The following is a 20,417-nucleotide window of genomic DNA, read 5'->3' as shown; positions in this document are numbered from 1 at the left end:
TATTGTTATAATGTGAGTTTTTTTCTTAAATCTTCTACATATTTTCTAAATTGCTTATCTGTAGAGGATAGGTTGTCTACTGTTTTACAGGCATGTAGAACAGTAGCGTGGTCTCTTTTTCCTATTTGTGTTCCAATGCTTGCTAATGAAGCTTTTGTTAGTTTTTTTGCAAAAAACATAGCTAATTGGCGTGCTTGGACAATATGTCTCTTTCGTGTTTTGGATTGTAGTGTTTCTACATCCATCTGAAAATAATCACTAACGACTTTTTGGATATAATCAATGGATACCTCGCGTTTTGTGTTTTTTACGTAGTTGTCTACTATCGTTTTGGCGAGATCTATTGTGATATCTTTTTTGTTGAAAGAGGAATGAGCGATTAATGATATAATTGCACCTTCTAGTTCCCTGATGTTAGTTTTAATATTATTTGCTAGAAACTCAACTATTTCTTCAGGCATTTCTACTCCATCACGATATAGTTTGTTCTTAATAATAGATATTCTGGTTTCAAAATCTGGTTGATGTAATTCGGCTGATAATCCCCATTTAAAACGAGATAGTAATCTTTGTTCTATATCCTGCATATCAACAGGAGCTTTATCACTTGTTAAAATTACTTGTTTTCCATTTTGATGTAGGTGATTAAAAATATGAAAAAATACATCTTGAGTTCCTGCTTTACCTGATAAAAGTTGGATGTCGTCAACGATAAGAACATCGATAATTTGGTAAAAATGAATAAAATCATTTCGATTATTCTTTTTTACAGATTCAATGTATTGTTGAGTAAATTTCTCTGCAGAAATATATAAAACTGTTTTTTCGGGATAGTTATCTTTTATATTCACACCTATTGCATGGGCTAAGTGTGTTTTTCCTAGTCCTACTCCTCCAAAAATTAAAAGAGGGTTAAAAGAAGTTCCTCCAGGTTTGTTTGCTACAGCCATACCAGCAGAACGGGCAAGCCTGTTTGAATCTCCTTCTAGGAAATTTTCGAAATTATAACTAGGATTTAATTGAGACTCTATTTTTACATTTCGTATTCCTGGAATAACGAATGGGTTTTTTAATTCTGGGTTTTTGCTTTTTATGGGTACGTCAACCTCTTGTGAATTAACAGGTGTGCGATTAGAGCTAGGGATTTTTTCGGTAAATGGTTTCTTGTTACCGTAAGTATTCTCCATTCTAATTACATATACTAATTTTGCGCTTTCTCCTAATTCTCGTGTTAAGGATACTTTTAGTAAGTTAACATAGTGTTCTTCTAGCCATTCATAAAAGAATTTGCTGGGAACCTGTATGCTTAAGGCGCTATCTGTAAGTTTTACAGCTTTTATTGGTTCAAACCAAGTTTTAAAAGCTTGAGGTGTAATATTGTCTTCTATAAATGACAGACAACTATCCCAAACTGATTGCGCGGTTACATTCATTCCTATAATTAAATTTGCTTTATTTTGTTTAAGGTACTAAAAGGAAATTGTTGAAAAACTCCTTACTAATTTTGCATGACAAATATGTGAACAAAAAATGTAAAAAAAAAACTATTTGGGTGTTGAATATTAATTATTTTTTTCGCATAATTTGACTGCTCTTTTATTTACCCAATAAACTAATTAACTTTTTATTCAAAAAAATATGGTTATCACTTCCGAAACTTTACTAAAAGTGCGATATTCTGAAACAGACCAAATGGGTGTGGTACATCATAGTAATTATGCGCAATATTTAGAATTAGCACGAATTGATTGGTTATCCCGATTAGGGGTTTCTTATAAATCCATGGAAGAAAGTGGCGTTATACTTCCTGTATATACTTTAGACTTTAAATTTAAGAAATCTGCTTTCTTTGACGATGAATTAACTGTTAAAACTTCATTAAGGAAAATTCCTACATTTAGAATTACTTTTGATGTTGAAATTTTTAATAAAAACTTAGATTTATTAACAATTGCAACATCAACTTTGGTTTTTGTTGATAACGAAACAAAAAAGCCTATTCAGTGCCCTCCTTATTTAATGGAAAAAATAAAAAACTATCAATAATCTAATCTTTTAATCCCTACTTCATACAACGAAGAGAAAACTACTTTTATTTTATCTGCAATCTTTTTTCTTACCGAAATATAAATTTTACAACTTAGCTCGAGTTCTTGCTTTAGAATATTTAGATTATTTTCTTTGATAATTCTCATTACTTTATTCATGTTTTTGTATTCAAAAGTAATGACGAAATTAACATTAATTGTTTTTTCAATTATATTGGATTCTTTAAGTGCTAATTGGGCTGTTGTTCGATAGGCATTGATTAATCCGCCTACCCCCAATTTAACACCTCCAAAATAACGTACTACAACGATTAATATATTGGTAACTTCAAAAGATTGAATTTGCCCATAGATTGGTTGCCCCGCAGAATTAGATGGTTCTCCATCATCATTACTACGATATCTAAAACTCTCAGTTCCTATTTGCCATGCATAACACCAATGTCTGGCAGAGTGATTTTGTTTTTTTAGATGTTCTATGATTAACTTGATTTCTTCTTCTGTAGTAACAGGAAATGTGTATCCAAAAAATTTACTATTCCGATCTTTAAAAAGAACTTCTTTGCCTGGTGTAGTAATCGTTTTGTATGTGTCTTTAGTGTTCAAAAGTGAGTTTGTTGTATGGAAAGGGCTACTAAAATAATACTTACTATTGCAAGAATAATACCTGTCCAGTTTTTAAGAGTTAATTTTTCTTTAAAAAAAAGAATTCCTAAAGTAGTTGATACAAGTAATATGGCTACATTGTTAATAGTGAATACAGCAGAGCTATCCATATTATCATGACGTAATGCTTTTATTAAAAAATAAATAGAAAAATAATTAGGCACTCCTAATATAATTCCAGCAATGATATTTTTTAAAGATATCTTTAAGTTTCCTATACTTGCTTTATATATTAGGATAGCAGTTCCTGTAAATGCAGCAAATCCAAAAATAGTTGCCGAAAAAATTGGAATATCATTTTTAGTGACATAATGTGTTTCTAAAAATTTAATACTAGTATCAATAACTCCACTACCAATAAAAACAAGTATAGGAAAAATTAAATTTCCTTTTAGCATCGAAGAGTTTTCTGTGGTTTTTATTGCAGCAAGGTATACTGCAATTAAAGCTATTAAAACGCCTATTATTTTTAGTATGCCTGTACTTTCTTGATAGGCAATAATTCCAAATATAATAGGGATGACTAAGCTCATTTTTGTAGCTACAGCAGCAACCGAAAGTCCATTTTTTTGTGTGGTAATAGCCATTAAGTTAAACACAGATATAAAGATAATACCTAAGATCATTGTGCCGTAAAACCAATCTTTTTTTGATATATAGGTAATGTCTATTGGTTCTGAATAGGCTATAATTCCAGAAATCGAAGCAACTACATAATTTATGATAATAGCTTGCAGTGTGTCTATATTATACTTAGGGAATACTTTAAAGATAACAAATATTAAACTGGATGCTAAGACACTTAAGATTAAATAGATCAAAATAAGTCAGATTTTACTGTAAATAAATTCATAATATCATCTGTTTTTGGATTGTTATTCCAAGTATGAATTCCTAGCGAGTGAGCTGTATCCGTATTTTCTTTTGTGTCATCAATAAAAAGTGTTTCATTAGGGGTTAATTGATGTTGTTCTAAAACAAATTCAAAAATAGACATCCCTGGTTTTCTTAAATTAATTTCATGTGAAAGATAAAAGGAGTCAAAACAAGATCTGAATTCATTAAAAAAAGGGAGATGTTTCTTCATCCAATTGATGTGTAGTTCATTTGTGTTGCTTAATAATAATAGCTTATACCGTTTTTCTAAAGCTAAGTTTTTAATAAATTTTAAGCGATGTTTAGGGAAATCGATTAAGATAGCGTTCCACGCATCAATAATTTGTTTTTCTGAAGCTTTTGGAAGCATCTTTTTAAAAATAGTTATAAATTCAGGAGTAGAAATTTCTCCTACTTCATAACGTTTATTAATCTCATGTATTATAGAAACCGATGGGATCTTTCCAAGCTTTAAAAATTCTCTTTCTGTAGCTGGTTTGTCTAAATTAATGAAAACATCTCCAAAGTCAAAAATTATAGTTTTGATCATTATTTTATAGTATTATTTTTAATTATTGTTAAAGTGTCATTTAGTATTGTTTTTTTAGAAATCATAGCTCCTTTATATATGGGGGCTTTTATTCCTGATTTAAACATAGATGTACCTTTAAAAATTCGAGCTTCATCCCAGAGATTATTGTTAATAAATGATTGGATGGTGTGGGTTCCTCCTTCGATAATCACTGATTGAATATTATATTTATAAAGAAGATTACAAATCTCTTCTGTAGAATTACTCCAAGAGTCTATGTCTTTATAAATAAGAAAGTCATTGTTAACTGGTTTATGTTTTTTTGAAGTAATTACTATAGTTTTTACTGTTTGGTCTAATATAGCAGAGTTCTGAAGAATTTTACCAGATTTATCGATTATAATTCTAATAGGATTTGTTCCTGACCAATCTCTTATAGTAAGTTTTGGGTTATCTTTTATGACAGTTTGGTTGCCGACTAAAATCGCTTGCTCTTCTGCTCTCCATCGATGAACTAATTGTCTAGAGTAGGTGTTTGTAATCCATATAGGTTCTCGTTTTTCTGATACATCTGGGGCAATATAACCATCATAAGTTTCTGCCCATTTTAGGATAATATAGGGGCGTTTTTTATTATGAAAAGTAAAAAAACGTTTATTAAGTTCTATACATTCTTTTTCTAATACACCTACTATTACATCGCAACCTGCATTCATTAGCTTTTGGATTCCTGTTCCTGATACTTTAGCAAAAGTATCTACTGTACCAATAACGACTTTTTTAATGCCTTTTCTAATAATTAAATCACTACAAGGAGGGGTTTTTCCATGATGACTACAAGGTTCTAGACTAACATATATGGTTGCATGCTTTAAAAGAGATGTGTCTTTTACAGCGGCAATAGCATTGACTTCTGCATGTGCGCCTCCAGATTGATAATGCCACCCTTCTCCAATGATTGTGTTATTGTACACAATAACACTGCCAACTAATGGGTTAGTGTATGTTGTGCCTAATCCATTTTTGGCTAATTGGATGCACCTTTTTATGTATTTCTGATGTATAGTCACTTGTATCGATTATAAAAATAAGTAAAACTACTCATTTTATAAATAGGGTATGATTTTTAAGACCTGTAGTGTCTAGTGTTATCTCTTTAAATTAAATAGATATTTTATAGTAGTTTTGTTTTGGTTTTTTTCAGGATTCCATTTGATACGAACTATCTGAGTTTCTTTAGAGGTGAATGTTTTTTCATTTAGACCATGTATGGCTATAAAAATAACAGAATTAGAAAAATAATCCTTTTCTACATCATCATCAATTGATGATATTTTAAGTGTAATTTCATTGAGACCATTCTTTATAAGATCTAGAGCATTATTGTTAGTTATTTGACTTCTCAATTTTTTGAATTCATGTAGTTTATTATCATTTAGATAAATTTCTCCTTCTGTTCCTTTAGTAGTTTTAATTTCAAGTTGGTAATATTTAAAAGGTTTGGTTTCTAGCGCTTCTATCTCTATAGTTTTGGATATATCTTGAATTGGGTTAAAAGCTGTTGTGATAGGAAGAATAATCGTAATCAAAATAAAGGTTTTAATAAATTCGAGCATCCTGTTTTTGGATTTAATTAGTATAATTTTAGAGTGTTCTTATTTCAGTTCATTAGGAAAGTTGTTGATATTGTTATTAAATATAAGTATTGCTCCACTGTCTTCGATAAAAATAATAGTCTAATTTTTTTTTAGACTAACCATTTGGTCTTTCTCCACAGTATAAGGGTATGAAAAATTTCCTAAATGGTATCTTATAATGCCTTTGTAATGTATGCTGAGTGAATCTGTTTGGATTGCTTTTAGTACACTACCAAGAATACTGTTTTTATTCTCTTTATAGACTTTAGAAAGTGAAAAAGTGCCTTCAAGAGGAATAGAGAAATTATTTTTTTTAGGAACATCAAATTCTTTAGAAGAAAGTGTTCCTACATCTATATTGTCTATAAAAACATGAATACTGTCAATAGACAGTTTCCCTTTTATATTGTTAGGGTTGTTAAAAACAGCATTAGTATTAAGTGTTATAGATTGAAAGCCGATATTTCTAACTTCTATAGAGTCAATATATTCTAACTCTAATTTTTTAGGAATAGAACAGCTTATAAGGAGTATAAATATTGTTAATAATAAAAAAAACTTCTTCATTGATTTCTGCTTAGATTTGATGTATATTTAAATACCTTATTTTAAAATTTTAATTTTTACCTAAACGAAGATCAGAAGTCTTTTCTGGTTCACGTTTTTGTGATATCACAAAAATAGTATTTTATATAGAATGAATGATATAAAAATTCGCTCCATAGAATTTGAAGATAATGAGTCGATAGCTTCATTAATACGTAAAGTGTTGGTGGAGATGGGGGTGCCTAAAGTAGGTACAGCTTATGAAGATGCTTCCCTTGATATGATGTACCAAACCTATGATTATCCAAAAATGGATTATTATGTAATAGTAGAAAATGGTGTTATTATAGGAGGAGCTGGTATTGCTCCTTTGGCAGGAAAAATACCTACTGGTATCTGTGAGTTACAAAAAATGTATTTTTTACCACAGGCAAGAGGTAGAGGTATTGGGTATGAAATGATACAAAGGTGTCTTAGTTTTGCTAAGAAACAGGGATATATTAAATGTTACTTAGAAACAATGCCTTATATGGAAGCAGCCAGAAGTTTATATAAAAAAGTTGGTTTTGTACCTCTGGATGGTCCTATTGGAGATACAGGACATTATAATTGTCAGGCATGGATGATAAAAGAATTATAAATTTTTTAAAAAACTTCAACAATTGAAGATAAAAAACCTTAGAACTAATTTTGTAAATTCTTTATCAGAAATTTATGATTCCGATGAAATCTTATCTTTTTTTTATATACTATCAGAAGATATTTTAGGGCTTACTAGAGTGGCTATTGCAATCAATTTAGATAAAAAACTTTCTGATAATGAGCTTTTTGTTTTTGGTGATGCAATAAAGAAGTTGCAAAACCAAGAGCCCATTCAATATATAATTGGAAATACTAATTTTTATGGACTATCATTTCATGTAGATAAGCAAGTATTAATTCCTAGACCAGAGACGGAAGAATTAGTAAATTGGATTATAAAAGACCAGGAGGGGATACTAGATTCTATTACCATATTAGATATTGGTACTGGTAGTGGTTGTATTGCAATTTCTTTAGCAAAAAACTTAACTAAAGCTATCGTGTATGCTATTGATGTTTCTGAAGAGGCTATAAAAATAGCTAAAAAAAATGCTAAGAAAAATCAAGTATCCATTACATTTATTCATTTAGATATCTTGGAAGTAAAAGAGCTACCTGAAAATTTTGATATTATCGTATCTAACCCTCCCTATGTGAGAGAATTAGAGAAGCAAGAAATGAAGCCGAATGTACTTGATAATGAGCCATCATTGGCGTTATTTGTACAAGATAATAATCCTTTGATTTTTTATGAGAAAATTACAGGATTAGCTAAAAGAAAGTTAAAACAAAAAGGGAAACTATATTTTGAAATAAACCAGTATTTAGCTTTAGAGACTAAAAATATGATTTTGGATATAGGATTTAATATTGTAGAGGTGCGTAAAGATCTGTATGGTAATGAACGAATGATCTGTGCTTATTTTGGTTAAAATGATGATAAAACTATAGTAATACTAAAAAGATTGATTAAGAGACTTAAAAATGAATGAACTCAAATCAATTTATGTATTTTGTGGAAGTAATAGGGGGTTGATAGTAGTGATGTTTCAAAGATATTTATATTAAGAGAAAACTCGTGATTAATAAATTTTTGAAGCGAATGTAATAATCAAAATCGGAATCATATAAAAAGTTACAGAAGGAGTTCTTGCGTGACATAAGAGGATGCCAACATTTAAAACAAAAAAAGATTTTGCACATAAGATGGATTGAGTTAATTTCTATAGGGTAAATGGAAGGTATTAGGCTGTCATAGGTAGCGCATAGTATTGATAGACTATTAGAAGGGGTGAGAAACTACAAACCAGTACAAGTGTAAAATGATTAAAATAGATGAAATCTAAAAAAATATAGTGAATTAAATGAGTATAGAGAATCAGATCAATGAGTTAAGGGAAGAGTTGAGAGGGCATAATTACAATTATTATATATTGGATACAACTGTAATAAGTGATTATGAATTTGATATGAAGCTTAAACAACTACAGGAATTAGAGAAAAAATATCCAGAGTTTTATGATCCTAATTCACCAACACTTAGAGTAGGAGGAGAGATAACTAAGAATTTTGAAACAATAGTGCATGAGCATAGAATGTATTCTTTGGATAACTCATATTCTAGAGAAGACTTATTAGATTGGGAAAAGCGTATTAAGAAATTAGTAGATGGGGAAATCAGTTATACTTGTGAGCTTAAATATGATGGAGCATCAATAAGTCTTACATATGAAGAAGGAGTGCTGATAAGAGCGGTAACAAGAGGAGACGGTATACAAGGAGATAATGTTACTACCAATGTAAAGACAATTAATTCGGTACCACTAAAATTAAAAGGAGATTTTCCTCCAAAATTTGATATAAGAGGAGAGATTGTTTTGCCTTATGATGGTTTTGCTAAAATGAATCAAGAGCGAATAGCAGCAGGGGAGGAGCCTTATGCAAATCCAAGAAATACAGCTTCAGGAAGTTTAAAACTACAAGATAGTAGTGAAACAGCAAAACGACCATTAGATTGTTTATTATATGCTATTACAGGTGATAAATTAGGGATAACATCTCAGTTAGAGAGTTTAAGAAAAGCAAGAGCTTGGGGGTTTAAAGTGCCGATAGAATCTAAATCAGCAAATTCGATTGAAGAAGTATTAGATTTTATAGCGTATTGGGATGAACATCGACATAATCTTCCATATGAAACAGATGGAGTTGTCATAAAAGTGAATGATCTTCAACAACAAGAGGAGTTAGGTTTTACTTCTAAAGCTCCTAGATGGGCAATGGCGTATAAGTTTAAAGCAGAGCAGGTTTCTTCAATACTTCATGAAATCACCTATCAAGTAGGAAGAACAGGGGCAATTACTCCAGTGGCGAATCTAGAACCAGTTCTACTTGCAGGAACTACAGTAAAGAGAGCTTCATTGCATAACGCAGATCAGATAGAAAAATTAGATATACGAGTTGGAGATACTGTTTTTGTAGAAAAAGGAGGAGAGATTATTCCTAAAATAATAGCTGTTGATTTTCAAAAAAGAGATCTTGATTCACAGCCGACACAATATATTACTCAATGTCCTGAGTGTCAAACACCATTGATTCGTAAGGAGGGAGAAGCACAGCATTATTGTCCAAATTATGACGGCTGTCCGCCACAAATAATAGGTAGGATACAACATTATATATCCCGTAAAGCTATGGATATAGAAGGATTAGGAGGAGAAACTGTAGCACTATTAGTAAATGAAGGTCTGATTGTAAACTATGCAGATCTTTATGAATTAAAAAAAGAGCAAGTTGTTCCTTTAGAAAGAATGGCAGATAAAAGTGCGGGTAACCTTATAGTAGGAATTGAAAAATCTAAAGAAATACCTTTTGAACGTGTTTTATTTGGGTTGGGGATTCGGTATGTAGGAGAAACAGTAGCGAAGAAATTAGCAAAACATTATAAGTTTATTGATGCTATAATTGAGGCATCAGAAGAAGAATTGGTAAATGTAGATGAGATAGGGATAAAAATAGCAAAAAGTGTTGTAGAATTTTTTAGTTCAGAGAAAAACAAAGCTTTGATTAAGCGATTGCAAGACTATGGGGTTCAATTAGAGGTTTCTGCAGAAAAATTAGCAAATCAAACAGATACATTGCAAGGTCAGGTTTTTGTGATTTCTGGGGTTTTTGAAAAAGTATCACGTAATGAACTTAAGAAAATGATCGAAGATAATGGAGGTAAGGTTTCTAGTTCGATTTCTTCTAAAACTTCTTTTGTTATTGCAGGTGCTAATATGGGACCAAGTAAATTGGAAAAAGCAAAAGCTTTAGAGATTTCTATCATTAATGAAGATGAATTTCTTAGTAAAGTGAAATGAAAATAAGAACTTTGATAAAGGTATTGTTACTTATTACAGGAGGACTTTGTGTGATGAGTAAAATAATGAATTGGCCAACTCTAGAGTTTTATATAAAGCCTACTACTGTACCTTTGTTTTTTATGTTATACTGGTTTAATGTAAAAAAAATAGATTTAATCTTTTTACTTGTTTTGTTTCTTTGTTTTTTAGGAGATGTATTCTTGTTAGCTGATATTCAGAATAGTTTTATGTATGTTTTATCTAGTTATAGTGTATCTTATTTATTATTATTTTATTTTTTATATAAAAATTATCGACCTCTCAATTATGATACTACAGATGTTATATACTTAATAATTTTTCTGATATCATGGTCTTTTATTTCGTATAAAATTTATGATGTAGTATATGAGGCAATGGGGGATATTCGATGTTTAGGATTATTATATTTATTGATACTATATTTTTTGTTTATAGGAGCAGTTTTTCAGTATATAAATAGTAGGTCAACTAAGTCTTTATGGTTTTTAATTGCGATCCTTAATTTCGTTATTAGTGATTCTTGTTATGCATTAAATAAGTATTACGTTCCTTCAATTGAGTTTGAAATTATTAATTCAATTTACCAGTTGTTAGCTGTTTTTTTTCTTGTAAAATTTAAGATTTCCAGTCCAACTTCTTTAAGGTTAAAGCAGTTTTGATGAGAAATGATCTTTTTTAGTAAATCTAAAAAAGATAGAAAAAGTATTTATTGATTATTGATAGGTATGATTTCTCAATAAAAAAGATTGTTTTTTGTTTTTAAACCTGTATTTTGTATTGTATTTAACAAAACTTTATAGATAATTCCTTGAAAAGAATAAAGACAACACATTTATTTTTCGGTTTTTCTTTTTTGGTCACTATATGTATTTCTTTTTTTGGTGATCAATGGTTATTGTTATATGGTAAATCAATAACTCTATTGCTATTACTTTTTTTATGCCTAAAAAGAATAAAAAACAATAAGTATTTATATTTATTAAGTATTCTTATCGTTATCATGATTGATGTCTTTGTATGTATGGGGTTTGTAAAATATTATACTATTATTGCTATTTTGCTTGCATTATATTATGCTATCGGTACTTTCTTATTGCGTCATTTTGTTCATAAACAAGATTTTAAAATAAATAAAGTGACTCCATCTGTTATGGTAGGAGGTATTTTGGTAGGGTATCTTGTTTATTCAATTTCGGAGTTAGTATTACCAAAGTTAATTGATCAAATAGGGTTTATGCTACTTATATTAATAAGTCTTCTTCAGTTTGTTACAGTTTGTTTCTTTATCTATATTACTGAGCGATATGAAAAGGCGATCTGTCTTTTTGTTGCGGCTTGTTGTACTCTGTTTGTTGATGCTATTGTGCCGATAAATGAATTGTATTATTATAATAAGATGTTTGTACCTCTTTTAACTATTACAGAGATAGGAGGTGTATATTCGCTTACGATATTTTTTATGACAGCAAAACCTATAAATGGAAAAATAGTAGAAGATAAATATTTCTAAATTTAACAAAAATAGCAATGTTGTTTAATAATATAGCTTTTCCTTATTCTTAAGAAAGGCGAGATGATTTTAATTTGTAAAATAGCTACATTTGTGGCTTATTAATTTTTTTAATAAATGATTTTAAAAGGTCTTAAAAGGAATGCATTAAGAAAAAGTTTTGAAACATATCTAGATAAAAGAGATCATATATCTCAGGGCATTTCTAGACTTCAGACGCTAGCAGTTCTTATTGATGCATCTCAATCTGTAAATATTGTCTCAATATTAAAACTCGCTAATGAATTAGGCGTGAAATCAGATAATCTTACAGTGATGGGGTATAAAGAAGATCAAAAAGAAATCATAGATGATAAAGATGCAGCCTATTATAATGAAAAGAATTTTGGGATAAGTGGAGCTATCAAAAGTAAGTCATTACAGGATTTTGTGAATAAAGATTATGATGTTTTGATTAATTTTTATGAAAAAGATATTATAGAACTTAATTATGTAGCAGCAGCTTCCAAAGCTAAATTTAAAGTTGGCTGTACTGCAGTAGATAATAGGATTAATGATTTGATTATTGGGGCAACAACAAATGATACAAATCTTTTTATCTCAGAACTAAGAAAGTATTTAAAAATTTTACAGATTATATAGTATGAGTGAATTTCTCAAGGGAACAGGTGTAGCATTAGTTACTCCTTTTGATAAAGATGGAGTGATAGATTATGATGGAGTTACAGCATTAGTTAATTTTTGTATAGAAGGTAATATAGATTATCTTGTAGTGTTAGGAACTACAGCAGAGTCGGTTACGCTTTCTAAAGAAGAGAAGAAGAATTTAGTAGCACACATAGTAAAGGTTAACGATAAAAGGCTCCCTATAGTTATTGGAATAGGAGGAAATAATACAGCAGCAGTTATAGAAGAGATTAAAGAGGTAAATTCATCTGATTTTGATGCGATACTTTCTGTAGTTCCTATGTATAATAAACCTTGTCAAAGAGGTATTTATGAGCATTATAAAAGCATAAATGATAATACTGAATTACCAATTATATTGTATAATGTCCCATCTCGGACAGCAATTAATATGACTGCAGAAACAACATTGCGTCTTGCTCAATTAGATAAAATAATAGGGATTAAAGAAGCCGTAGGGGATTTTTCTCAGATATTAAAAATTATTAAAGATAAACCTGCTGATTTTTTAATGATTTCAGGCGATGATTCATTAGCTTTACCAGCAGTAGCAGCTGGAGGAGATGGAGTGATAAGTGTTATAGGTCAAGGATTTCCTGTAGCATTTTCAGAGATGATCCGATTAGGATTGTTAGGAGAAACAAAAAAAGCATTTGATATTCTATATAAACTTTTGCCAGTTATTGGATATGCTTTTGAAGAAGGTAACCCTGCAGGGATTAAAAATATATTAAAACAAAAAGGGGTGTGTGAGGATGCTATTCGTTTACCATTAGTACCCATTTCATCAGATTTAGAAACTAAAATAAGAGGGTTTGTTGAAAATTATTAATTTTCAAAATCTATGGCTAAAAAGATAAAAGATCCAGGAATAGGTAAAACCTCAAATCGATTTGCTAAGCGATTTATTAACCCAGATGGATCTTTTAATATAAAGCATATTAATAGACCAAGATCTTTATCAGAGAGTTATAATTATTTGATAAGTATTAGTTGGTTTAAGTTTTTTGTATTAGTACTGCTCGGATATATTATAATAAATGCTTTTTTTGGAATCATTTATACGTTTTTGGGAGTATCGAATATCATAACTCCTACAGGAAATGTTTTTAAAGATTTTCTTAATGCATTCTTTTTTTCTGCACAGACAATAACCACAGTAGGGTATGGAACAATGTCACCAAAAGGGCTTTTATTTGGTATTATATCCTCATTTGAAGCATTAATAGGATTGTTAAGCTTTTCATTTATTACAGGGCTTTTGTATGGAAGGTTTTCTAAACCAAGAGCAAATATTCGGTTTAGTAAAAGTATTATTTTACATAAACATGAAGATATCAATCGTATTATGTTTAGACTAATGAGTCGGACAGCAAACGTAATGATTAGACCCAAGATAGAAGCTACATTAGCATTATCTTTAGAGGATGAAGAGCATAAATATGTAAACAATTTTTATAACCTTAAGTTAGAGAGAAGTTCAATAACTTATTTGCCAACTACTTGGACTATAGTGCATCCGATAAATGAATCAAGTCCGTTGAAAGATTTTGATGAAAAAAGTTTAAAACAACTGAATGGAGAGATACTCATATTAGTAAGTTATTATGATGAGTCTTTTGCACAAGAAGTACATCAGGTTCATTCTTATGTTTTAAAAAATTTAAAAGAGAATCAACGTTTTGTACCTGCATTTTATTATGATCATGATGGATATACAGTTCTAGATCATAATAATCTGGATAGAACTACGATGAATAAACCTACTTAGGTTTTAAAAATGCTAAAATACAATACAATTATGCAACATACTTATACTTGTGTAGTTATTGAGGTATAGTAAAATGACCAAATCAATAGATTTTTCAAATGTTTACAAGTCGATTTTACTTGTAAGTATAAGAATTATATGTGATGATAGGTTAATAGATGAATTAAAGTTTTTCTAATACGGTAGAAATATATACTTTTGCCAGATGTTTTTTTTAGATATGAAGAGATTATTGTATTTGCTTGTTTTTGTACTACTTTTAGGGTCTTGTAGTCAATATCAAAGAGTAGTTAGAGGTGATGATTTAAATGCTAAATATAAATTAGCTGAGAATTTATACAAAGCAGGGAAATACAAAAAAGCTTTACGTCTTTTTGAGCAAGTAGTTCCTCAATATAGAGGAAAACCTCAGGCAGAACGAGTAATGTATTATTACGCTGATACTTATTATCAGTTAGAAGATTTTTATCTGTCTGGATATCAATTTGAAAGGTTTGCTAAATCTTACCCTAAGAGTCAAAAAGCAGAAGAAGCATTATATAAAGGTGCAAAAAGTTATTATTATTTATCACCTAGGTATAGTTTAGATCAAGAGGAAACTACAAAAGCAATTGAAAAACTTCAGATATTTATTAATACATATCCTGAAAGTGAAAAATTGAAAGAGGCAAATAGCTTAGTTGCAGAACTTAGATATAAGAAAGAGAAAAAAGCTTATGAAGTAGCTAAACAATACCATCATAGAGAAGATTATAAGGTTGCTATTTCAGCATTTGATAACTATCTGATAGATTATCCAGGATCACCATTTAGAGAAAAAGTGTTATATTATAAATTAGAATCTGAGTATCTTTTAGCTATAGGAAGTTATGAGAGTTTAGTTAAAGAACGCTTAGAAGTTGCTCAAGGATATTATAATAATTATAAAAAATATTATAAAACTAAAGGAGAACACTTAGAAGAAGCAAATGAAGTAGGAGAAGATATAAAGAAAAGATTAGAACAATATAAATAGAAAATAAAGTAGAAGATGGATTTGAAAAAAAGTAATGCGCCAGTAAATACAACTACTATTGATAAAAATCGTATAGATCAACCAACAGATAATATCTACGAAGCAATTTCGATAATATCAAAAAGAGCAACTCAGATTAATACAGATATTAAGAAAGAACTTCTTGAAAAATTAGACGAATTTGCTACTTATAATGATAGTTTAGAAGAAGTTTTTGAAAATAAAGAACAAATCGAAGTTTCTAAATTTTATGAAAGATTGCCTAAACCACACTCTTTAGCCGTACAAGAGTGGTTGGAAGGTAAAATTTATCACAGGAATACAAAAATAGATACAGAATCTTTATAAATCTATGTCTGTTTTAAGCGGCAAAAAGATTTTAATTGGAGTTACTGCTGGCATTGCTGCATATAAAACTGCAGGGCTAGTTCGTTTATTTATAAAATCAGGAGCAGAGGTTAAGGTTGTAATGACTCCTGCTGCTAAAGAATTTGTAACGCCACTTACATTATCGACATTATCCAAAAACCCTGTTCACTCTTCTTTCTTTGATGAAGAAGATGAAAATGCATTATGGAATAATCATGTAGATATAGGATTATGGGCAGATGTAATGATTATAGCACCAGCTACAGCCAATACATTGTCAAAAATGGCAATAGGTGCTAGTGATAATCTGTTGTTGGCAATCTATTTATCAGCAAAATGCCCAGTGTATTTTGCTCCCGCAATGGATTTGGATATGTATCAACATCCTTCTACCTCAAATACATTCAAAAAATTACAAGAATTTGGTAATATAATGATTCCTGCAGAATCAGGAGAATTAGCTAGTGGTTTGGTGGGACAAGGACGTATGGCAGAGCCAGAAACTATTATAGAATTTATAAAAAAAGATATTTTAGAAAAGCTTCCCTTAAAAGGGAAACATGTAATGATAACGGCAGGACCTACCTATGAAGCAATTGATCCTGTACGATTTATAGGTAACCATTCTAGTGGTAGAATGGGAGTTGAGTTAGCTAAAGTTGCCGCAAACCTTGGCGCTCAGGTTTATCTTGTTTTGGGACCATCTGCTATAAATATTAAGCATAGTCTTATACGTGTAATTAATGTAGTTAGTGCAAAAGACATGTATGAAGCAGTAGTATCATTATATGATAATTGTGATATTGTAATTGCAGCTGCTGCAGTTGCGGATTACCGACCTAAATTGATATCAAAACAAAAAATAAAGAAATCAACTACAGAATTTTCTATTGCATTAGAAAGAACAAATGATATCCTTAAATGGATGGGGGAACATAAGAAACATCAATTTCTTGTTGGGTTTGCTCTAGAAACGCAAAATGAAGAAGAGAATGCAAAGAATAAATTGAAAAGTAAAAATTTAAACTTAATTGTTCTAAACTCTCTTAATGATAAAGGAGCAGGCTTTAAAGGGAAGACGAATAAAGTGACTTTGATTAATCATAAATTAGATATTAAAGCGTTTGACTTAAAAACAAAGTCAGAAGTGGCAAAAGATATATTTAATGAAATTAATATACTAAAGAATGAATAAGTTATTTTTTGTTATACTATTTAGTATCAGTATAAACCTTACCGCTCAGGAATTTAATGCTAGAGTGACTGTTAATGCAGAGCAAACAGGTAACCCTAATCTACAAGTCTTTAAAACTTTAGAGCGCTCATTAACAGAGTTTATTAACGATACAAAATGGACAGATGTATCGTATCGTACAGAAGAACGAATTAATTGTAGTTTTTTTATTACGATAGTCAGTTATGAAAATGATGCTTTTTCGGCAACGATACAAGTACAAGCTTCTCGACCGATATATGGATCTAGTTATAACACTACTATATTTAATATTATTGATAAGAAGTTTAATTTTAATTATTTAGAGTTTCAGCCATTAAATTATAACCCTAATAATTACGAATCGAATTTAATTTCTGTAGTAGCATTTTATTTGTATACTATTTTAGGAATCGATGCAGATACTTTTGAATTAAACAAAGGAACGAAGTACTATCAAGAAGCTAGGAATATAGTAAATAATGCTCAAGGTAGTAATACTAAGGGGTGGACTAGAGAGCAAAAACCTAACAGATTTAGACTCAATGATGATTTGTTATCACCAACATATGAAGGATATAGAAAAACTATGTATACCTATCATAGAGAAGGATTAGATACAATGTATAATAATATAAAGAAAGGTAAAGAAACTATTACCAAATCAATGGAATCCCTTCTAGAAATGAATAATACAAGACCTAATTCTTATATTATGAGAGTGTTTTTTGATGCTAAAGCAGATGAAATATCTAGTATCCTTTCTGGAGGTCCTTCAGTAAATATTGCAGAAACTATAGGTATACTTAATAGGGTGGCACCTACCTATTCAGAAAACTGGAAAGATATTAAGTTTTAAAAAAAGTACTTTATTCTGAAAATAAACGAGTGATTTTTTTTAGAACTGTAGTATCTTTGTCTTTTAAAAACAATAAAATTTTTCTATCCTTTGTTAAGAGGTCTTTCTATAAAAAACTTCGCATTAATAGAACAGCTACAAGTAGCGTTTGATTCGGGTTTAATAACAATTACAGGAGAAACAGGAGCAGGTAAATCTTTACTACTTGGCGCTCTGGGGCTATTGCTAGGTAAAAGAGCAGACCTTAGTAATGTTAAAGATAGTTCTCAGAAATGCGTTATAGAAGGAGTATTTAATATAGAAAAATACGACCTCGATTCTTTTTTTAAAGAAGAAGGACTTGATTATGAAGACCAGACTATAATTAGACGAGAGATCTTACCATCAGGTAAATCTAGAGCTTTTATAAATGATACACCAGTCACATTACAATCCTTAGGATCTCTAGGAGTAAAGTTGATCGATATTCATAGTCAACATCAAACTTTAGAAGTTACTACTAATGATTTTCAGTTTGAAGTATTAGATGCATTAGCTGGTGCAGATCGCGAAATTAAATCGTATAAACGAGGACTTATTCTTTTAAAGAAGAAAGAAAAAGAGTTGCATGCACTTATAGCCAATCAAGAAGATTTTACAAAAGAATACGATTATAATGCTTTTCTTTTAAAAGAATTAGAAGATGCAAAATTAAAATCAGGAGAATTACAAGAAGTAGAAGAGGAATATGAACGACTTAATAATATAGAAGAAATTCAGGAAAGATTGTCGGGATCAATAGCAATAGCTACTTCCGAAGAAATAGGAGTATCAGATCAATTAAATACAATTAAAAATAATCTTTCTAAAATTGAGTCTTATTCAGGTCAGTTAAATGAGTTATCTGAACGAATCCAAAGTGTTTATATAGAATTAGAAGATATTAATGTATCATTGCTGAATGAATTAGAAAAGCTAGAAGCCGATCCCGAGCAATTGGAACGAGCAAATCAGCGTATTCAGTTATTGAATACCTTGCAAGTAAAGCATAATGTATCAAGTGTAGAAGGACTACTTACTTTAACAGATGCATTGCGAGCAAAAGTTTCTAAAACAGAATCTCTTACAGAAGATATAGAAGTACTGAAAAACGAAATAGAGAAAATTCAATCTCAATTAGATGAGGTTTCAGAAAAAATTCATAAAAAACGCAATAAAGCATTACCCAAGCTGATAAAAGAATTAGAAGGTATTCTTAAAGCATTAGGGATGCCAAACGCTACATTTCAGGCATCATTGATCTTACAGGAAAAATATTTTTCTAATGGAAAAGAGACTCTTACATTTTTATTTTCTGCCAATAAAGGAGGTACTTATGGAGAGCTTAAAAAAGTAGCATCAGGAGGAGAATTGTCTAGAATTATGCTGGCTATTAAATCTATTCTTTCTAGATATGCTCAATTACCTACAATTATTTTTGATGAAATAGATACAGGAGTATCAGGTGAAGTAGCCCATAAGATGGCAGATGTAATGATGAGTATGAGTCAGAATTTACAAGTTTTTAGCATTACACACTTACCGCAGATTGCAGCAAAAGGGCAGAGTCATTATAAGGTTTTTAAAGAAGATATAAAAAATACCACCGTTACGCAACTTAAGTTGTTAAACGAAGAAGAACGAATCAGAGAGATTGCAGAAATGATAGGAGGTAAAAATAGTTCTGATTCTGCATTAACTCACGCAAAATCGTTATTAGACTCAGCATTAAATTAAAAAAAGTTTATAATCTTTAGTAGTATTTCTATCTAAACCTTATGTAGTAGTTGCTATAATTGATAGCAGATTATTATTTAATAAACAACTATACATAATTTCAATATATAATTTTTGTATTTTCGGATTGAATTTATGAAAAACATACTCAATAATTAGATGAAAAATCCTATAAATTTTATTTCAGCTTTACTTCTAACAGCTATATTATGGTCTTGTGGAGGGAAAAATAATAAAGAAAATTCTTCAAACAATAATATACAGGATACAACAACAGAATATGATGTAAATCCCTCAATTGAAGAAGAACATATCGAAGAAGATAATGTAGAGGTATATAAAGAGGAAAAATTCTATGAGTTTAAATTTATTGAAAGAGGGGTTTTTGATGAAAACTTCGAAGTAGAAAAGGTCAAGTTTACTACTATTCAGAGTAGTGATCTAGGTAATAGTCGAACTATTAGTTTTGAATTTTATGAACCTAGAAATGAGGTTTATAGTAGTTTTGGTTTTGTGTTTTATCCAGAAAAAGATGAGATGAAAATACTTCCTAATCGGTTTGAAATAGAGTCTTTTATAAGTGCTAGTCAAAAAGATGCTTTAGGAAAAAATAAATTTTATATAACGGGAGTAATAGACCAAAAAAGCTATGAGCTAGGATTAGAAAAGGGCTTGTTAGATAATATTCCGGATCGTTTCGTGCTAATGGAAGAGCAAGAAAATATTTTTGAAATAGACTCAGCAGAAGATACAGTGTCTAAAAAAGAAAATGAGATGTCTTCTATAAGTAAGTATATGGTAACCGGACAACAGAAGGTAAAAGGGAGTTTTGTTCTTAACCTAATGGAGATTAGTACAAAGAAAAAATTCTTATTAAAAGCAGAATTTAAAGTAATCCATGATTGGGGGTATTTAGATGAGAAAAAAATGAAAGAAGATTTAGAATAAAATATATCTCAATCAAATTT

The 20,417-nt window shown here is 29.9% G+C and carries 22 protein-coding genes; 15 read left to right on the top strand and 7 right to left on the bottom strand.

From position 1 onward, the window contains the following. Positions 1-5 precede the first annotated feature (5 nt). Entirely contained in the window at positions 6-1,433 is a 1,428-nt protein-coding gene (gene dnaA / locus N456_RS18955) for a chromosomal replication initiator protein DnaA (protein ID WP_062060544.1), read from the bottom strand. Between the two features lie 205 nt (positions 1,434-1,638). Here dnaA and N456_RS18950 point away from each other — a divergent pair, with 205 nt between their 5' ends. Beyond that, positions 1,639-2,046: an acyl-CoA thioesterase gene (locus tag N456_RS18950; protein WP_062060542.1), complete on the top strand. Its 408-nt coding sequence runs from the start codon at positions 1,639-1,641 to the stop codon at positions 2,044-2,046. Here N456_RS18950 and N456_RS18945 read toward each other — a convergent pair. The 6 genes from N456_RS18945 to N456_RS18920 all read right to left on the bottom strand — a co-directional run bounded on the left by N456_RS18945 (position 2,040) and on the right by N456_RS18920 (position 6,326). Then, positions 2,040-2,654, bottom strand: coding sequence for an IMPACT family protein (locus N456_RS18945; protein WP_062060535.1), 615 nt, complete (start codon positions 2,652-2,654; stop codon positions 2,040-2,042). The two genes, N456_RS18950 and N456_RS18945, sit on opposite strands and share 7 nt — an antisense overlap. Then, positions 2,651-3,535 (bottom strand): EamA family transporter, encoded by an 885-nt coding sequence (locus N456_RS18940; RefSeq protein WP_062060533.1) that lies wholly within the window; start codon positions 3,533-3,535, stop codon positions 2,651-2,653. The genes N456_RS18945 and N456_RS18940 overlap by 4 nt, the downstream gene beginning before the upstream one ends. Then, positions 3,532-4,140: an HAD family hydrolase gene (locus N456_RS18935; RefSeq protein ID WP_062060531.1), complete on the bottom strand. Its 609-nt coding sequence runs from the start codon at positions 4,138-4,140 to the stop codon at positions 3,532-3,534. The genes N456_RS18940 and N456_RS18935 overlap by 4 nt, the downstream gene beginning before the upstream one ends. Then, on the bottom strand, positions 4,140-5,192 hold the full coding sequence (ribD, locus tag N456_RS18930) for a bifunctional diaminohydroxyphosphoribosylaminopyrimidine deaminase/5-amino-6-(5-phosphoribosylamino)uracil reductase RibD (protein ID WP_062060529.1): 1,053 nt from the start codon (positions 5,190-5,192) through the stop codon (positions 4,140-4,142). The genes N456_RS18935 and ribD overlap by 1 nt, the downstream gene beginning before the upstream one ends. Before the next feature lie 78 nt (positions 5,193-5,270). Next, on the bottom strand, positions 5,271-5,738 hold the full coding sequence (locus N456_RS18925; RefSeq protein WP_062060527.1) for a hypothetical protein: 468 nt from the start codon (positions 5,736-5,738) through the stop codon (positions 5,271-5,273). A 120-nt stretch (positions 5,739-5,858) separates the two neighbouring features. Then, the gene (locus N456_RS18920) at positions 5,859-6,326 is read right to left on the bottom strand and encodes a hypothetical protein (RefSeq protein WP_062060525.1); all 468 of its coding nucleotides are present in this window, start codon (positions 6,324-6,326) and stop codon (positions 5,859-5,861) included. 130 nt (positions 6,327-6,456) lie between these two features. On the opposite strand from N456_RS18920, the gene N456_RS18915 reads away from it, so the two are divergent. The 14 genes from N456_RS18915 to N456_RS18850 all read left to right on the top strand — a co-directional run bounded on the left by N456_RS18915 (position 6,457) and on the right by N456_RS18850 (position 20,397). Further along, entirely contained in the window at positions 6,457-6,945 is a 489-nt protein-coding gene (locus N456_RS18915) for a GNAT family N-acetyltransferase (protein ID WP_062060523.1), read from the top strand. A gap of 22 nt (positions 6,946-6,967) precedes the next feature. Then, the gene (gene prmC, locus N456_RS18910) at positions 6,968-7,819 is read left to right on the top strand and encodes a peptide chain release factor N(5)-glutamine methyltransferase (protein ID WP_062060522.1); all 852 of its coding nucleotides are present in this window, start codon (positions 6,968-6,970) and stop codon (positions 7,817-7,819) included. Positions 7,820-8,251: 432 nt separating this feature from the next. Further along, positions 8,252-10,246: an NAD-dependent DNA ligase LigA gene (ligA, locus tag N456_RS18905; protein ID WP_062060521.1), complete on the top strand. Its 1,995-nt coding sequence runs from the start codon at positions 8,252-8,254 to the stop codon at positions 10,244-10,246. Further along, positions 10,243-10,929 carry a lysoplasmalogenase family protein gene (locus N456_RS18900; protein ID WP_062060520.1) on the top strand — a complete coding sequence of 229 codons (687 nt, stop codon included), beginning with the start codon at positions 10,243-10,245 and terminating at the stop codon, positions 10,927-10,929. Before ligA ends, N456_RS18900 begins: the two co-directional genes overlap by 4 nt. 149 nt (positions 10,930-11,078) lie before the next feature. After that, positions 11,079-11,780 carry a hypothetical protein gene (locus N456_RS18895; protein ID WP_148639380.1) on the top strand — a complete coding sequence of 234 codons (702 nt, stop codon included), beginning with the start codon at positions 11,079-11,081 and terminating at the stop codon, positions 11,778-11,780. A gap of 117 nt (positions 11,781-11,897) precedes the next feature. After that, entirely contained in the window at positions 11,898-12,422 is a 525-nt protein-coding gene (locus tag N456_RS18890; RefSeq protein WP_148639379.1) for a DUF6913 domain-containing protein, read from the top strand. A gap of 1 nt (position 12,423) precedes the next feature. Then, on the top strand, positions 12,424-13,299 hold the full coding sequence (gene dapA / locus N456_RS18885) for a 4-hydroxy-tetrahydrodipicolinate synthase (protein ID WP_062060518.1): 876 nt from the start codon (positions 12,424-12,426) through the stop codon (positions 13,297-13,299). A gap of 12 nt (positions 13,300-13,311) precedes the next feature. Beyond that, a complete protein-coding gene (locus tag N456_RS18880) occupies positions 13,312-14,238 on the top strand; it encodes an ion channel (protein WP_062060517.1) in 927 nt (308 codons plus the stop codon). Between the two features lie 220 nt (positions 14,239-14,458). Then, a complete protein-coding gene (locus N456_RS18875) occupies positions 14,459-15,253 on the top strand; it encodes an outer membrane protein assembly factor BamD (protein WP_240315555.1) in 795 nt (264 codons plus the stop codon). Between the two features lie 15 nt (positions 15,254-15,268). Next, on the top strand, positions 15,269-15,601 hold the full coding sequence (locus tag N456_RS18870) for a DNA-directed RNA polymerase subunit omega (protein WP_062060514.1): 333 nt from the start codon (positions 15,269-15,271) through the stop codon (positions 15,599-15,601). Positions 15,602-15,605: 4 nt separating this feature from the next. Next, on the top strand, positions 15,606-16,817 hold the full coding sequence (coaBC, locus tag N456_RS18865) for a bifunctional phosphopantothenoylcysteine decarboxylase/phosphopantothenate--cysteine ligase CoaBC (RefSeq protein WP_062060512.1): 1,212 nt from the start codon (positions 15,606-15,608) through the stop codon (positions 16,815-16,817). Continuing rightward, positions 16,810-17,694 (top strand): type IX secretion system protein PorD, encoded by an 885-nt coding sequence (porD, locus tag N456_RS18860; RefSeq protein ID WP_062060510.1) that lies wholly within the window; start codon positions 16,810-16,812, stop codon positions 17,692-17,694. The genes coaBC and porD overlap by 8 nt, the downstream gene beginning before the upstream one ends. A gap of 90 nt (positions 17,695-17,784) precedes the next feature. Continuing rightward, positions 17,785-19,449 carry a DNA repair protein RecN gene (gene recN / locus N456_RS18855; protein WP_062060508.1) on the top strand — a complete coding sequence of 555 codons (1,665 nt, stop codon included), beginning with the start codon at positions 17,785-17,787 and terminating at the stop codon, positions 19,447-19,449. A gap of 159 nt (positions 19,450-19,608) precedes the next feature. Further along, positions 19,609-20,397, top strand: coding sequence for a hypothetical protein (locus N456_RS18850; protein WP_062060506.1), 789 nt, complete (start codon positions 19,609-19,611; stop codon positions 20,395-20,397). Positions 20,398-20,417 lie beyond the last annotated feature (20 nt).

This window comes from Aquimarina longa SW024, assembly GCF_001401755.1.
In the GTDB taxonomy this organism is placed as follows: domain Bacteria; phylum Bacteroidota; class Bacteroidia; order Flavobacteriales; family Flavobacteriaceae; genus Aquimarina; species Aquimarina longa.
This window is presented reverse-complemented; position numbering and strand designations above follow the sequence as displayed.